At 62.1% G+C, this 14366-nt stretch carries 12 protein-coding genes; 3 read left to right on the forward strand and 9 right to left on the reverse strand.

Annotated features, from left to right (window positions below; all coding sequences use genetic code 11):
• The first annotated feature begins 49 nt into the window (after nucleotides 1-49).
• Together Q2941_RS10375 and Q2941_RS10380 are read left to right on the forward strand one after the other, a co-directional pair.
• Nucleotides 50-637 carry a hypothetical protein gene (locus Q2941_RS10375; RefSeq protein WP_458192381.1) on the forward strand — a complete coding sequence of 196 codons (588 nt, stop codon included), beginning with the start codon at nucleotides 50-52 and terminating at the stop codon, nucleotides 635-637.
• Entirely contained in the window at nucleotides 627-1091 is a 465-nt protein-coding gene (locus Q2941_RS10380) for a hypothetical protein (RefSeq protein ID WP_458192382.1), read from the forward strand. The genes Q2941_RS10375 and Q2941_RS10380 overlap by 11 nt, the downstream gene beginning before the upstream one ends.
• Nucleotides 1092-2027: 936 nt before the next feature.
• On the opposite strand, the gene Q2941_RS10385 is transcribed toward Q2941_RS10380, so the two are convergent.
• The 3 genes from Q2941_RS10385 to Q2941_RS10395 form a co-directional block, all read right to left on the reverse strand.
• Nucleotides 2028-2345 (reverse strand): hypothetical protein, encoded by a 318-nt coding sequence (locus tag Q2941_RS10385; protein ID WP_458192383.1) that lies wholly within the window; start codon nucleotides 2343-2345, stop codon nucleotides 2028-2030.
• A 210-nt stretch (nucleotides 2346-2555) separates the two neighbouring features.
• Nucleotides 2556-2720, reverse strand: a complete 165-nt coding sequence (locus tag Q2941_RS10390; protein ID WP_458192384.1) for a helix-turn-helix domain-containing protein — start codon at nucleotides 2718-2720, stop codon at nucleotides 2556-2558.
• 157 nt (nucleotides 2721-2877) lie between these two features.
• Complete coding sequence (locus Q2941_RS10395; RefSeq protein ID WP_458192385.1) at nucleotides 2878-3765, reverse strand: VOC family protein; 888 nt, start codon at nucleotides 3763-3765, stop codon at nucleotides 2878-2880.
• A 177-nt stretch (nucleotides 3766-3942) separates the two neighbouring features.
• On the opposite strand from Q2941_RS10395, the gene Q2941_RS10400 reads away from it, so the two are divergent.
• Nucleotides 3943-5130, forward strand: coding sequence for a CaiB/BaiF CoA transferase family protein (locus Q2941_RS10400; RefSeq protein ID WP_458192386.1), 1188 nt, complete (start codon nucleotides 3943-3945; stop codon nucleotides 5128-5130).
• A gap of 134 nt (nucleotides 5131-5264) precedes the next feature.
• On the opposite strand, the gene Q2941_RS10405 is transcribed toward Q2941_RS10400, so the two are convergent.
• From Q2941_RS10405 to Q2941_RS10430, 6 genes are all read right to left on the reverse strand, one after another.
• Nucleotides 5265-6413, reverse strand: coding sequence for an amidohydrolase (locus Q2941_RS10405; protein WP_458192387.1), 1149 nt, complete (start codon nucleotides 6411-6413; stop codon nucleotides 5265-5267).
• Nucleotides 6414-6517: 104 nt separating this feature from the next.
• Nucleotides 6518-7606, reverse strand: a complete 1089-nt coding sequence (locus tag Q2941_RS10410; RefSeq protein WP_458192388.1) for a mandelate racemase/muconate lactonizing enzyme family protein — start codon at nucleotides 7604-7606, stop codon at nucleotides 6518-6520.
• Nucleotides 7607-7771: 165 nt separating this feature from the next.
• Complete coding sequence (locus Q2941_RS10415; RefSeq protein ID WP_458192389.1) at nucleotides 7772-8026, reverse strand: DUF1127 domain-containing protein; 255 nt, start codon at nucleotides 8024-8026, stop codon at nucleotides 7772-7774.
• Nucleotides 8027-8523: 497 nt separating this feature from the next.
• The gene (locus tag Q2941_RS10420) at nucleotides 8524-9789 is read right to left on the reverse strand and encodes an MFS transporter (protein ID WP_458192390.1); all 1266 of its coding nucleotides are present in this window, start codon (nucleotides 9787-9789) and stop codon (nucleotides 8524-8526) included.
• 316 nt (nucleotides 9790-10105) lie between these two features.
• Nucleotides 10106-11482 (reverse strand): SagB/ThcOx family dehydrogenase, encoded by a 1377-nt coding sequence (locus Q2941_RS10425; protein WP_458192391.1) that lies wholly within the window; start codon nucleotides 11480-11482, stop codon nucleotides 10106-10108.
• Nucleotides 11483-11575: 93 nt separating this feature from the next.
• Nucleotides 11576-13822: a TOMM precursor leader peptide-binding protein gene (locus Q2941_RS10430; RefSeq protein WP_458192392.1), complete on the reverse strand. Its 2247-nt coding sequence runs from the start codon at nucleotides 13820-13822 to the stop codon at nucleotides 11576-11578.
• Nucleotides 13823-14366: the final 544 nt, after the last annotated feature.

The raw sequence follows: 14366 nt of genomic DNA on the forward strand, positions 1-14366 counted from the left end.
AGCGCGAACCCAACAGGTAATTGCACAGCGAGTACAAATGGAGCAAGTCATGAAACGCGAAAGAGCGGCACTGCCGAAGCGGGGCCGCTATGTTTTGCCAACCGAGTCAGCCGAACAATTTGAAAGCGAGCATCTCGCCTTCGAGAACGCTATCAAGCCGCGAGACAAGATTGAGCAGATGCACGTCGAGGACGTCAGTTATCATAATTGGAAAACCTCTGAGCGGCGACGCATTGGCTTTGCTATCTTTAAGGCGGCGTTGATCGAAGCACTCTACGACCTTCTCACTCGGCAGCTGGGCGCGCGTGACAGCGGCAACGCGCAAATCTTGGTCGAGCGGTGGGCCAAGGGAGACAGCGGTGCCAAGGTTGAGGTGATCGAAATCCTTAAGAGGTATGGCCTTGACGAAACGGCGATCGAGGCTGAAGCCTATACCCGTTGCTGCGGCAAATTGGCAGTGGTCGAACAGTCGGAGGCGTTGCACGCATCGCGCCGGGACAAGATCCTGCCGAATCTTGCCTTCTATCGGGAAATGATCGCGCGACAATCGCAACGGGAAACAAATCTCTCGCAGGAAGATGATAGGCTCGCGCGTATTGAACACATGAAGGAGGGGGAGGACAGGCGTGGCCACTGAACGACAGATCGCGGCTAACCGCGCGAACGCCAAAAAGAGTACTGGGCCGAAATCGCGCGGCGGCAAACGCCGCGCAAGTCAGAACGCCTACCTTCACGGGTTGGCTGGACAGAGCCCGATCGACCCCGAATGGATCGCAAGGGTGGAACAGCAGGCGCGTGAAATCGTCGAATCGACCGGCGGCAAGATTAATCTCTCTCACGCCCGATCGATCGCGCAGGCACAGCAGGAAGTGCTCAGAGCCAGATCAATTTCAACCGCCCTCGTTACGAAAGCGCTCGCAAGCCATGTTGACGGTGGCACTGTTCCCCCGTCGTCTGGTCGATCGGCGCAAGACGCGGATGGCGCTGGGCCAATTGAGCGTGCGGTCCAGCTTATTCGCCTGCTCGACCGGTATGAGTATCGAGCACTCGCATGGCGGGACCGAGCCATCCGCCTTTGTTTCGAGGGATGAACAGGAGCAATAATAATTTGGCGAAACGAACCCAATTTTTCCCAATGAATTCAATGACGATCGAAAGCTATCAGTGGTTTCCGCGACCGGTTGAACCTGCGCCGGAGGGGGATACTCATTCACGCAGCGCGGAAATCTGAACGCGGCGCGACGGAAGTTTGACAAGGCCTATTCGCTCGATCCAGGTAATCCGGTTGTCGCCAACCTTGAGCTTCTCAACGGCAGTCGCAGGTTCATTGAAAGGCCGCCGAACAACCAGCCTTGATAAGCCCTAGGCGACTGTCTGATCTGGTCTGACTAAGTTGGGGGCCGGAGCCCGGGAGAATTGACCCACTCATCGATGTGGGCCGCCGTGTCGGCTTGGCTGGCCTTCCTCTGAAGCTCTTCTCTCTCCTTGCCGGCAGGCATCGTCTTCGCCTGCTCACGGCTCTCTTGCGCGACTTTCGAGAGCTGATCCTGAAGAGAAACTGTCTGCCCAAAAGCGTATCGCATGACGCTGCTCCCGCGTTGGCGAAATCGCGATTTTCCAATTTACGGCTGACGTGATGCTGGTTGAGGAGAGTTTCTACCCTCTCGCTCTCGAACGCCAGTTCTTTTTTGACCGGCTTCAAAGAGATGGACTCAAGAATCAGTCAGAGGTGATGTCGCGATTTTCGATGCCCCGCTGAAGCCTGCCTTGAAATTGTTGGTCAATTGGCGCGGCCCGTCGCTTGGGTTCGTAGCGCTCCACCAACCTCAGAAGACGCCTTTTGATAAAGGGATCAGTGCTCGGCGAGATCTCGCAATATCTTCGCACGCTGCTTGTTAAAATCATCGTCCAACATCGTCGTCCCCGTACAAGAAAATGATACTGCAATCGGGGTAGTATAGCGCCCCATCGCTCTTGAGGAAGTCCCCAAGCAGGCGTCTTGTTTGACGAGTTCGTGAAGGTGGGAATCAGTGGCCGGCTGCTCTGTCGAGAAACTCCAGCAGAGCTGGCGCCACGTCGTCGAGTTCGACGAATCGGCGGCGAATCTCATCAGCGACGTCGGCGGTCACATCGCGCGACCATCCCTCCATCGGATTGAAGGCAACGATGCGGACGGGATGTTCGTATTGGCCCTCGACCAGGTGCCGCATCAGCGTGGTGCGATTTGCGTCCTCCTCGGCAGTCTCACACCAGGCACACCCGAGCCGGCCGCCGAAGTCTTCAAGCACAAGATAGACGTCATGGTTGACCGGCGCGTGCGGCACGATAGAGGGTGAGCGACTCATGGGGTCTCCGCCAGGAAGATTTGGCTTCGCGTGATGCCGAGAACTTTGAGCCTTTGCGGTGAGAAAGCGATGGATATAAAGGGTTAGTCGTGGCCGACGCCGCGCATTGCGCTGCAGCAGATCGGTGCCGTTCGGGTGTCGAATGGCTTCGACGGACGACCGCAAAGTTGCGGCGCAGCCATCCAGACCTTTGGTGCGTGCCCACGACGGCTACTTCTTCAACAGTATTCCCACCGTCCGCGCCATCCGCCTCACCGAGCCGGCGTGACGGCCCAGTGCGGCGGCAATCTTCGATGCGCCAACTCCCTGCCGGGCGAGCCTGACCAATTGTCGGACTTCCTGCTCGGTCCATTGCTTTGGCTTCGGTGTTTTCATGGTGCTGCGCTCGACCGGCACCAGTTAACCAGTGAGCCCAGTGGCCAACACCTGGGAAATTTACGGGTAGCCTCCACGCGCGGACATCATCCTTCTGAAGATGCAATCGAGGGAACGGCCGAGCCGGCCTTTGCCAGAGCGCAATGCCTCTTGCGCCCTATCCCTCGTATTGGTCCGGTCCCATCGCCCAGAGCGATTGATCGTGGCCGGACGCGTAGTTGCGGTTGGTCAGCGCCGGATTGCGATTGACCATCGGCCGCATGAACATCGGGTGGGTCGCGCTGCGCACCTCGTGCTCGACCGTGAAGAGATGCTTGCCGCTGTCGAGATCGACGATGTCGCAAAACCGATACTGGTATTGATTGTCCTCGCGGGAGATCAGATTGCGTGCCGATAGCCTCCGGTAGGGGCCGGAGAAATCGGTGATGTACATCTGCACATGGTGGCCGTCATAATCCGGCTGGGGCCGATCGGTCTCGCGGAAAAGGAGGTGCTGGCCGCGGCCCGTCTTCACGGCGGCGACCTGGCCGTCGCCGTTCCTGAGCTCGGCGGGCATGCCCATGATCTCGGGATAGAAGGCGCAAATTCCAGGGGCAGATCCTGCCGGCACCTCAAATTCGACATAGGGAATGCCGAGAGCGATGCGCCCGAAGCGCGCGGCGTCCGGTTCATGGCAGCGCAGGCGATTGCCCCACGGACAGGTCGCCTCGACATAATCATTGTGCTCGGTGAACGCGAACGCCGTGCCCTCGAGCTTTTTGGCGACCGCTGCCAACCGCTGTAGCAGCGCTTCACGGCCCGCGATGACCAGCCCGATATGACCGCGCAGCACCTGCGGCTTGCCGCTCGGCAGGTGAAACTGGCTCTGACCGGCATTGATCCACATGTTGGTGTCGGACACCATCAGATAAGGATCGCGGGTGAGCCCGAGCCCCGCGACATAAAACAAGGTGGCGAGGCGCTGATCCGGGACCTGGACGTTGACGTGCTCGAGATGGACCGCGTTGCCGAGATCTTCAGCGGATCGATCGAATTGTTGAGGCATGGATACGGCTCTGGGTACGATGACGGACTGGCCATACTAGAGCAGAAGTTCCGTCAGCCGAAACCGTTAGCCGATCACATCTGCGGGCAAGCACGATGCTGGTTGCCACCTTGCCGCGGCAGCCAGTCCCTGTAATCTGGCAAAACATAGGGCAAAAAACGACACGGGAAGGCATCGATGGGGGGAGTTCTGGAGGGCGTGCGCGTTCTCGATTTCGGGCGCTATATCGCGGGGCCGTATTGCGCAACGTTGCTGGCCGAATTCGGCGCCGAGGTCATCCGCGTGGAAAAGCGCGACGGCAGCGAGGATCGCTTCGTGGCACCGGTCGGCGAAGGCGGTGAAGGCGCGCTGTTTCTGCAGGTCAACCGCAACAAGAAATGCATCACGCTGGATCCGATGAAGCCGGAAGGGCAGGAGGTGATGCGCCGCCTGGTTGCGAGCACCGACGTGGTCGTCGCCAACCTGCCTCCACAGACTCTGCGCGCGATGAAGCTCGACTACGACTCGTTGAAGGCGATCAAGCCGGACATCATCCTGACGACGGCAACTGCGTTCGGCGGGCCGGGACCCTGGTCCGACCGCGTCGGCTTCGACGGTGTCGGCCAGGTCATGTCGGGCTCGGTGTACATGACGGGCGCCGGCGATCCCCCTTACCGGGCCGCGGTGAACTGGGTCGATTTCGGAACTGCGTTGCACTGCGCGTTCGGGACACTTGCCGCACTGATCGAGCGCGGCAAATCCGGACGCGGGCAGATCGTCGAGGGTGCGTTGCTTGCAACCGCGCTGTCCTTCACCAATGCCACGCTGATCGAGCAGGCCGTGATATCAGTCAATCGCGTTCCGACCGGCAATCTCGGCCAGACCGCAGCTCCAGCCGACATCTACCGCACCAAGGACGGCTGGGTGCTGTGCCAGGTCACGGGTCATCCGCTATTCAAACGCTGGGCCAAGCTGATGGGTGAGGAGGAGCAATGGCTCGGCGATCCGCGCTTTGCCGACGATATCAGCCGCGGCAATAACGGCCCTGTCATCAGTGAGCGGATGGCGCGCTGGTGCGCCGAGCGCACCACGCAGGAGGCTGTCGACACGCTGGGACGTGCGATGATTCCGGCCGGGCCCGTCCTGAGCCCGCAACAGGCGTTGGATCATCCGCACATCCGGGCCGCCGGATTCATGCAGGATGTCGACTATCCAGGCTTGCCGAAGCCCGCACCGGTGACACGCGCTGCCGTCCGGCTGTCGGAAACGCCGGGTGAAATTGCAACGCGCCCGCCGACGCTCGGCGAGCATACCGATCTCGTGCTGGCCGAACTCGGCTACGATGAGGCTGCGATTGCAGCGCTTCGGCAAGGTGGCATCATTTAGAACATGACCCGAACTCGGAGGGCCGCGTTAGCGAAAAGTGTGAAGCGGTTTTCCCTCGCGACTAATGCGGAACGCGTTTGGGTGGAGATCATGCTCAAACAATTCAGCGAACGCATACGGTCAGCCGTCGATGGCTAATTCGAAGCCAGCGCCGTCTTGGCGACTTCGGCCATCCAGCTTGATGCCACCGGCAAGATCGCATCGTTGAAATCATAGCGCGGGCCGTGAAGCTCGGCGCCGTCGCGCAAGGGCCCGTTGCCAATCCAGACGAAGGCGCCAGGGCAATGTTGCAGGTAGAAGGCGAAATCCTCGCCGGCCATGCTGGGGGCGAGGTCGTGGCGCAGCGGTGCCCGCGCCTTCTCCGCGGCGATCCGCGCAAGACCCGCCTCCGCCGGCGTATTGACGACCGTGCCCACGCCCAAGGCGATGTCGGGTGTGACCTTGACACCAAAGCTCGTCGCGATGCCGGCGCAGGTCCGCTCGATGCCTTCGACGATGATATCGCGCACCGCGCCGCGATGATGGCGCAGCGTGCCGCGGATCACCACGCGTCCGGCGATCTGGTTCGCCGCCGTGCCGCCCTCGATCGCGCACAGCGACAGCACGGCGGTGTCGAGCGGATCGACATGGCGCGCGACGATCGATTGCAGCGCAACGATCAGATGGCCGGCGGCAACAACCGGATCGCGCGTCAGATGCGGCATGCCGGCGTGGCCCGCGTGTCCCTCGATCGTGAGCGTGACGCGTCCGCCGGACGCCATGACGACGCCGTCGTGGATCGCGATGGTGCCGGCGTCCAGCCCCGGCCAGTTGTGGAAGCCGAAAATCCGCGTCATCGGAAAGCGCTCGAACAGGCCGTCTGCGACCATCGCGCGCGAGCCGCCAAAACCCTCCTCGGCCGGCTGGAAGATGAAATCGACCGTGCCGCTCCAGCTTGTATCGGCCGCGAGCAGCGCCGCAGCGCCAAGCAGGGATGCGGTGTGGCCGTCATGTCCGCAGGCATGCATGACGCCTTGATGGCGTGAGGCGTAGGCAAGCCCCGTCTCCTCACGGATCGGCAGCGCATCCATGTCGGCGCGCAAGCCGACGCGGCCTCGCGCCGATCCGCGCGTCAGCGTCGCGACGATGCCGTGGCCGCCGATGCCGGCTTCGAAGGGAATGCCGAGCTCGGCAAGCCTGTCCTGCACGAAGGCCGATGTCGCCTTCTCCTGCAGGGACAGCTCGGGATGGGCATGCAGATGCTGGCGCCACGCGGTCAGTTTCTGGTGAAGCTCAGGTGTCAAGGCAGGTGTCTTTCGGATGGTGCCGGCACCGCCACCATAACCGAATCTCTCATCTGCACATCCCCGCACGCCGGAATGCCTCGCGTGCAACAAAACGCTTTCCACTACGGCGAAAGCTGTGCCAGCCTCTTCCAGTCGAAGCCGATGCCGTGTCCGGGGCGCGCTGGCGCCAGCGCCATGCCGCGGTCGAGCACCAGCGGGTGCTCGATATAGCGATCGAGCCCGAAACCATGCGCCTCGAGATAGGAGCGGTTCGGGCAGGCCGCGAGCAGGTGCACGGTGATGTCGTGCGCGCCATGGCTGGTGACGGGCAGGTTGAAGGCCTCGGCGAGCCGCGCGATCTTCATGAAGGCGGTGACGCCGCCGCAATTGGTGACGTCGGGCTCGGGATAGGACACCGCGCCCGCGGCGATGTAGTTCTTGAACTCCCACAGCGAGCGCAGATTTTCGCCGGCCGCGATCGGCACGCCGCCGGACTTAAGGATGCGGGCATGACCGGCGACGTCGTCGGGAATGATCGGCTCCTCGAGCCAGGTGAGATCGAACGGCTGCAATGCGCGGGCGGCGCGGATCGCCTCCTCGACGCTCCATTTCATGTTGGCATCTGCCATCAAGGGAAAGCCGTCGCCGAGATGTTTTCGCATCGCCGCGACGCGCGCGACGTCGGATTTGAGATCGGGCCGGCCGACCTTCATCTTGATGGCGCGATAGCCCTTGGCGAGATTATCGTCGGTCTGCTTGAGAAGCGCTTCGACGGAAAGATCAAGGTCGATGCCGCCGGCATAACAGGGCACGCTTGCATCGAAACCGCCGAGCAGGCGGAACAGCGGCAGGTCCGCGCGGCGCGCCTTCAGGTCCCACAGCGCGATGTCGAGCGCGGAAAGCGCGAGCACCGCGGCGCCGCCGCGTCCGCCATAATGCAGGCCCCACCAGACGTGATGCCAGATCGCTTCGGTATCGTCGGCCTCAAAGCCTTCGATCAGCTCAGGGATTTCGCGTTTCAGGATATCGGTGATTGCGCCGCCATTCCGGCCGACGGTGTAGGTGTAGCCTGTTCCTTCCGCGCCATCGGCATCGCGCACGCGGCAGATGATGAGCTCGAACGCTCTGATCTCGCCATGCGTGCTGTCGGAAAGGGTGACGGGGAGGGGGATCCGGTAGAGCCCGGTCTCGGTCGTTGCGATGCGTGCCATGCTTCCATCCCGGCGTTTTCCTTGCAGGCTAGGCTGCCGGGCGCCGCCCGGCAATGCCGTCGTTGCAGGAACTCGCCGGAGCCCGAAAGGCAGCAGCGCGAAGAGCTCGATGTTCCATCAGCTACACAAGACGGGGGCGATCTCGCGCCCCGTAGGCTGCGGACGTCAGACCATCGTTGGCGGGATCGATCGGACGCCGCGCGGGTCGATATTGGGGTTCGAGGCGACGTAGTCGATCTCCCCACGCGAAATGCCGATGTCGATCAACTCCCTGTCGCCCAGATCGGACAAGGCGGCCTGCAGTCGCGCGCGTTTGCGCCGCTCTTGAAACGCCTCCCAATATCTTTCGAGAAAGCGGACGACGCGCCGGGCAGAAGCGAGCCGCCTGTCCAACCGCGCTGCATTGTAGGTCGTGCTCATGGCGCAATCTCCGGATACCCAACTGCCGGCACGCGCATCATCGCCGCCGCATCGCTAGCGGGCAGTCTTCAAAATCGCCTGTGACCGCAACATGGTTGGCTTCGCTATTAATTGAGAGCGCGCAGCCAACACTTCTATCTGGCGGAGGTAGGCGCAGCTGCTGCAACGGTTACGTCGAAGGCAACCGCGATAGCTCCGATCCAGAACAGCTTCGTGATGGAAATCTCCTGCGCAGAAAATTTCGCAAGCCGACTTCCGTCAACGACTTTAGCTCGCTGCCGCGGGGTTCATTGTGAGCGAATTCACATGCAGCCGCGTATTTCGAACGCCCGCGACAATTCGTCTCGCCGAAATATGCAAGCCCGCTTTCGCAAGAGTTGTGCGTCAGATTTATTCAACCGACGACGGCTGTTGCGACGCTCGACCGGAACGTAGTTTCGCCGCGCGCGCGTTGTTTCGATCGCGGGCCGCCGAGCGCGAAAGCCGCGGCGTTCCCATCAACTCATGCGCGGCGATGATGGGCTCGGCGACGTATAGGCCAGGAAAATCAGCGTGCCGATCAGCAGTGCCGCGGCCATGAACAGCAGCACCGCCGGCAGCCCTGCGAGCGCCGCCACCGCGCCGGTGGTCGACTGCATCAGGGCCGTGCCGAGGAAGAAGGCGAGGTTCACCGCGGCGAGTGCCTTGCCGGCAACTTGCGCGTCGACCAGTTGCCGTGACATGCCGAACAGCAGCGGCTGCGCGGAGGTTGCAAGGCCGATGAGCACGAACAGTACGAGGTCGTATTGCGGCGGCATGACGGGAACGCCGAGCAGCAGAGAGACCGCGTAGTGCGGCGCGCCGAACGCCATCAGCGCGAGCAGGAATGCCGCGACGAGGTGTGCGCCGGCGACCAGCTCGCGGCGGCGACCGAGCCTGCGATCGACGATGCCGATGCAAAGCGGGCCGACGATCATCGCGATCGTGAACGCGCCGAGCTGGTTTCCGGCCTCGACCCGCGACAAGCCCTTGATCTCCATCAGCCACGGCCCGCCCCACAGGCCCCGCAGCACCAGCGAGGTCGCAAGCGACACCAGCGCGAGCGCGATCAGGCCACGCAAGGGGCGTGAGAACCCGAGCCGCAGCACCTCGATCATCTGCGACAGGGGCGAGGAATCGTCCTTGTGCTCGGCGGGCTGGTTCGGCACCAGCGCGAAAACGGCGAGCGCCACCAGGATGCCGGCCAGCCCAGAGATCCAGAATCCGGCGCGCCAGCCGTAATGATCGACCACGAAGGCGAGCGGGCTCGACGACAGCAGCATGCCGATATTGCCGATCGAGAGAATCGCGCCCGACCACAGGCCGAACCGCGCCGCCGACAATTGCTTCGCAGCGAGCGTCATCGGGCACATCAGCATGCCGGAGGTGGCAATGCCCAGCAGCAATTGCCCGAACGCGAAACTTTTCGGCCCTGTCGCAAAGCCGGAAGCTGTGGCACCGAGCACGGTTCCACCAAGCAGGCTGAGCGACACCGGGCGCACGCCAAAGCGATCCATCGCCGCGCCGACCGGGATTTGCGCTGCGGCAAAGGCGAAATGATAGACCGAGGTGAGACTGGCCAGCGCCTGCGGGTTGACGCGGAAATCCGCCGCCATCAGATCGAGGCTGACAGCCGGGATGGTGCGCAGCAAGGTCGAGAGCATGTGTCCGCAGGCGAGCGCGATCAGCGCAAAGATCAGCGCGCGGGTGCCAACTCCCGTTTCCTCCGTGGCCACCGCAGTCATGAGCGTCCCGTCCCGGCAAGGGTTTTCGGTGGCGTTACACGATTGGGGAGACAGTGCCAACTGCGGGAAAGACAGCCCCGCTATTCCGTATGGTGCTCCGGGTCTTCAAAGAAGATCCGGAAGCGGGGTGGCCCAAGCAACGTCATGTCTGCTCTGGCCCAAAGCGGACATGGACGACGCCTTGGCTAGGGCCAGCTTCTGACCCTGGCGGTGTGAAAATGCGGTGGTGCTGCTACGATTCTCCCGTGACTCATTGGGAAACTGATGAGGCGCTTCGTTGAGGACGCGGATCTTGGGCGGCGGACACTATCAACGCTCAAGCCGCCGCCAGCGGCTTCTTTACCCGTCCGAGCGCGAATTGGCCGACTGGACTCTCGACGTGAAAGTCAAGCTTCGTCATTTTTGCAAAGAGATCGATATTGGTGGTGCCAATGGCGCAGCCGCCAAGGCCCATATCAGTCGCGGCGAGATAGAAGGTTTGAATCAGGGCGCCGACGTCCTTCAGGATCAGCGAGTATGCGATTGAACTGTATTTCCAGGAGATTCGCCCAAAGCGCGCGGCAATGGTGATCAGGACCTGCGGCGGACCGGGCGCGTCCATGGCAAATACGGCCGCCGCAGAGAGCGCCTGGAGGTCTTGGGGGGAGGCATCGATCGCTGCCAAGGCATGGCCGCCCGCGTCGTAGTGGTAAAATCCGCGTGCAAGCCCCTCACAGTTGGAAACCGCAAGGTACAATTCCAGCTCGTAGGCGCTGCCTGCTGCGGGATAGGGTCTTGTGCTGTAGGTAACTTCGGGACCGCCGTCCAAATTCGCGCCGCTCTTCCATTCCGACAGCACGCGGGCTGTGGTTTCGAGAAATTGCGCCAGCTCGGCGAGCGTCAGCGGATGCTCGTCATCGAAATCCCGCGTCGAATGGCGTTCGCGCAACAGCTCCGCGAAGGGCGAGTTCGGCTTCGGCGTGGAAAATTTGCGGAGGTCAATCTTCTTGCCGGGCCAAGGCGGACGCACTGCCGGCAGCGGTGGAACGACGCCCGCATAGGCGAACGTGCCGCCAACCGGATTGGCATGCCGGCCCTCCGTGCTCCGCGTGTGAAACACGAGATCGTGGAAATCCCAAAGAACAAGATCGCCGTCACCTTCACCCACCCGAAGGCCGTCGCCGTCTTTCCCATTGAGCTTGATCAGCAGCTGGCCGTCGAGCAGCAGTCCGAGCAGATCGAGGTTCGGGAAGGCCACATGGCGGCGAAGCTTGCTGATCTTTTGCGGCCGTGAAAGGGCAGCGATGGTGGCGGCAATGGCGGGATCGCAAATCCGAAACAGCGCGCCGGCGCGCGGCGATTCCAGGACCATCTCGTTGCCGTGCCGGTGCAGATAAGCAAAGCGCGACAGCACGACGGTATCATCGTTCCCAAGCTTTGCGCGTTGCGGCCAGTACTCGGAGACCTGCGGCTCGATGATTACGAGGTCCTGCTCGTCACGCGGAGAGGATAGGCGGTATTCGAGAAGTCCGTGCCGCGCCAGTCGCTGCACCAGGGCATGAACCTGCCTCGCGACGACTCCTTTGCCGGCAAAGGAGGCGAGCGGCAGGCCGGTGGCGAGGTGTCCCGCACGGTCGATCGCCGCCGCGCTGAACTGTCCCAGATTGACCGAATAGCCGCTCAAGGCGGCGGCGATGCTTCCGTCTGCCTGCATGTGAAGGGAAAAACGACCGTTCACTCGGGCGGTGATGACTGGTGCGATCTTCCTGGCCGGCTTTTTCCGCAAGTTGCGCAACGATGCCAACCTTCAGGTGTGTGGAAGGAACGGAGTAAGTTCGTTTTCCAGTCGCGGGCGATCCAGCAACCGAAGCTTCACCGGAACGTCGTACAGCCGGCCGGGCGCGAGGCGGCGATAGAAATGCCGCAAGCCCGGAACGAGCACCCTGACGACGGGGACCTCGACGTCGGGCCGCGTCTGGTCGAGCACGAGGAAATCGTATCCTGCGCCGGTCGCGATATCGATGCAGGCATTGACCTGGTCGCTCGTATTGTCGTGAACCTTGAGGCTCGGTGCCGGCGGGACGATCGGATTGTCGCTGGGGATAAGAAACGGATAATCGTCCAGCCGCAGCGGCGTGACACCGTCAAGCGTCGGCTTCTCGCCACTTCCGCCGCCCATCATGCCAATTGACATGAACTGGGTCAGTTCGGTCAGGGAACGCAGCAGGGCTATGCGGCGATCGAAATGCGAGCCGGAGCCGAACTCGATATTTTCGTGTCCGTTCTGCATCCAGTGCATGATCGCCACGTAAGAAGGAATGCCGAGATCGCTGGTGATGTCGAGCACCCAAAGCCTGCGTCCCGCATCGGCAAACTGGGCTTGCAGATCCCGGACATAGGAATCGTCGAATTGCGTGAGGTCGACCTCGGCACGCTGCAGCCGGTTGTACCACCAGATAGCGTAGGCATCGCGCTCGACCAGTTCGAGGAAGCCCTGCACGATGGCTTCCTCGCGGGTGTTGCCGGCTGCGCATCCATTGGAATCCGTGTGGAAGCCGCCATAGAAGAAGTACAGCAAGCCGGTCGGAAGATATTTGAAACGCTTGTCGCGTAACGACCAGACCGGCGACCACTCGGTCCTGGTCGACGGATCGAGCGGCTCAGGAACCGGGTGTGAATCGTCCGGCTGCAGCGAATGCCGATTTTGAAACTGCATGTCGCTGAAAAGCTGGACATCGTTGGGAAGAAGGGCCTGACCAGGAGCGAAATCGGTAAAGCGGCGCTTCGTCCTGATCTCGTCACCCTGGAAAATCCCCGAGTAGCGCTCAATCGCCTCCATCAGTGCGCTGGCTTCGCCCTGCTCGGCTGTGGAGCCCTTGCCGAAGCTGCCGCCGCTCAGTCCCGACCTCAGCTCGTCGACGCTCAAGGCCGGCGCAGAGAAATTGTGGTGAGCGAAAAAATTGGTGTTCATCGGCAGATCGGCCTCGATCCGCTCAAGCCGCGAGACCACGCCGGTCAACGGACTCACATGTTTGCGGAAGCGCGCCACGGTGGCTCGAGACGTCACGGTGCGATATCCGCCGCTGGTCATGATGAGCTTTCGGCCCTCGGCAATCTCGATCGACGTCGCCGCCCGGCGCGGACTCTGCAGCTTCTTGCTGCCGCAAGTGGGACATTGCGGGCGACGCACGACATAGTGCTTGGCGATGACCGCGCCAGTCAGGTCGAAGCTTGCAATGTGATCGCGCAGGTCGGTGCGAAAACCCGAGGCAATCGCTTTCGCGATCTCGACGGCAGCAAAGTGGACAGCGGTCTGTCCAACGGTGTCGTGGACCAGCGGCGATATGGCGACCGGCTGCGCCAGTCCGCGGTCGAGAAATCCCTTGATTTCCCGATTGCGTATCATGCGATCGAACAGGCAAGTCCAGCAGGCGCTCTCGCCCGGTTTGAAGAAGGGGCCTACCAGCGGAAATACGCCTGACGGTTGCACGAGGATCCAGGGCGTCCCATCCGCCACGCGCTCGCGGTTCATCTCAGCCAACCGCCGGTCAAGATAGTCGTTCACCAGCGTGATCGTGAGTGCAGGCGAGCGCTTGGCGATTTGAACGCCGAGTTTGCTCAAAGCCGCGCTCAGATCCTTGGCGCCTTTAACGTCGATCGATTGCACCCGCACGGGGCAATCGCGCAGATTCTGTTCCGCGACCTCGGGAGGCAGGCCGAGGCTCGCCCAATAGCCGGCGACCGCGCCCGTGAATGCGGGCGATGCTGCCGTGGTGGCATAGCGGCGTTCGACCAGCCGCCCGATCGCTTCCTCGATCTTGTTCGTCGGAAAGCTTCTTGAAAGCTGGCGGATGATTTCCGAAACCGCGCTTCCGTTGCTTCCGATTGCAGCGGCCAGCGCACAATAGAGCTCGCCGTGCAGGAAGTACTTGCGATCCTCGGAATAGAGGCAGACCGCATCGGGAGGAAGTGCGTAGGCGGTGTAATTCGGTGCGAACCGCAAGATGTCCTTGCGGGTCTGCCTCGCAACGCGGCTCTTGCGATTGGCTGTCATCGGGTCAGCACGCGGATCTTGTTGTCCATCATCTCAGATCGCCAGTGCGCAACGAGCCGTTCGCTCGCCCACAGGAAATCTTCGATTGATTTGGAACACACCCGCTCGTCCCCGGCAAGCCGCCCACCGCAGTTACTGCGAGCGTTGCGACCAAAACGAGAAAGCGGCCGGGTCGCTTCCGAGCCCGGCCAACAAGAGGCTTGCCGATACACGATCGAACAGCGCGTCGCCTAGCACCAGCGGCAGCGGCCCCACGATGCACAGCAGCCCGCGCAGGATACTACGGCGCAACCTACCACGGCACATCCGGCACATCGACAACCGACGCCGCATCGGCAACCTCTGCAGCCGCAGCCTCTGCAACCGCGGCAACCGCGACAACCGCCGCATCCGCGCCAAGCAACTTGTATGCGACTGCTGGCGTCTTCCTTGTCGAAGAGATGGAAGGTGGCGAGGCTGACGTCAGTCATTTCCTCTTCACCGAGGGTGATCGCATGCCCTGGTGAAAAGTGCGATCTCTGCTGAATGTCGCCTGTTGGTACGG

Source organism: Bradyrhizobium sp. UFLA05-153 (assembly GCF_054185185.1).